Source organism: Robertmurraya kyonggiensis (assembly GCF_005116465.1).
Lineage (GTDB): Bacteria > Bacillota > Bacilli > Bacillales > Cytobacillaceae > Robertmurraya > Robertmurraya kyonggiensis.
In genome coordinates this window covers 1-1252 of record NZ_SWBM01000059.1, presented here as the reverse complement: position 1 = coordinate 1252, position 1252 = coordinate 1, and the positions used below count along the sequence as shown (strand labels likewise).

Annotated in this window: 2 protein-coding genes; one reads left to right on the top strand and one right to left on the bottom strand. The window is 49.0% G+C overall.

The genetic code is table 11. The annotated features are described in order from the left end of the window. Positions 1 to 224: 224 nt before the first annotated feature. Positions 225 to 413: a hypothetical protein gene (locus tag FA727_RS25670; protein WP_136833921.1), complete on the top strand. Its 189-nt coding sequence runs from the start codon at positions 225 to 227 to the stop codon at positions 411 to 413. Between the two features lie 166 nt (positions 414 to 579). Here the strand turns inward: FA727_RS25670 and FA727_RS25665 are convergent. Then, the coding region (locus FA727_RS25665; RefSeq protein ID WP_206663865.1) for a hypothetical protein at positions 580 to 1252 on the bottom strand (673 nt) is incomplete at its 5' end.

Below are 1252 nucleotides of genomic sequence, written 5' to 3'. Positions count from 1 at the left end.
CGGCGCTATTTATGGGGGCTTCAAGCTCCTTGGCGTGCGCGCCAAGTCGCGAGGGAGGCGGCGTGGGCGGAGAGGACTCGCGGCGGCGCGGGGAGGAGTCCCGGTTCGATGCGGCGCGAGGTAGGAGAAGGGGCTTACAGGCGGGCCCGGCATGTCAGTGACTGGGAGAGAGAGAGGAAGCGCGCGCTGCGGAGAGAAGAGAGAGGCTGACGGGTGGGGCCGGCATGTCAGTGGCAGCGAGCGGAGGGCGCGGGCTGGCGCGGAGCGGGCTGCTGCGGCGGTGGGCCGACTGCTGGGCTGGAGTGGTGGGCCGAAAGGAGAAAGAGAAAAAGAGAGAAAAAGAAAAGGTTTTTCTTTTATTCAAACACTCATTTGAATTCAAATTCAAATTTGAATTCAACAATCAAAAATAAATGCACCAGCATGAATGCAACAATAATGTTTCTATTTCCTATATTTGCTTTTATTTATTCAAAAATTTTATTTTCCTACATTATTTATGAGCACTCAAATAGGAAAACCAATTAATTACTAATTTTTTTAAATAGGCATTTTCAGGGTGTTACAAACCTACCCCCCTTAAGATGAATCTCGTCCCCGAGATTCGGACGTGGATTGGAAGAGATGTGGATATTCTGCCTTGAGATCATCCTCCCGTTCCCAGGTTGCCTCATCCTCTGTATGACGATTCCACTGAACCTTGCACATACGTATCACTTTGTTCCTGGTGACTCTCTCGGACTCCTCTAAGATCTTGACCGGATACTCCTCATAAGTAAGGTCCTCCTGCACATTCAACTCCTCTAACGGAATCTGTTCCTCTGGCACCCGTAAACACTTCTTCAGCTGGGACACATGGAACACATCATGCACTCCTGCCAATTTCTCTGGTAACTCTAACTGATAAGCCACTTCACCTCTCCGTTCTAATATCTTGAATGGTCCAATGTAGCGAGGTGCTAGCTTGCCTTTAACATTGAATCTCTTCACACCTCTCATTGGTGACACCTTGAGATACACAAAGTCACCAATCTCGAAGCTGAGATCTCGTCGCCTTACATCTGCATAACTTTTCTGCTGTGACTGAGCTGTTCTCAAATTCTGCCTGATAACCTGCACTTGTTCTTCTGCCTGCTTCAAGACCTCAGGTCCAAATACTTTACCTTCTCCGGTCTGATTCCAAAACAACGGTGTCCTGCACTTCCTTCCGTACAACGCCTCAAATGGTGACATCCTGAGACTCTGCTGGTAG

What these genes read in the sequence shown, in the direction of transcription:
- FA727_RS25670 (WP_136833921.1), top strand. Translation starts at nt 225, where the DNA reads ATGTCAGTGGCAGCGAGCGGAGGGCGCGGGCTGGCGCGGAGCGGGCTG.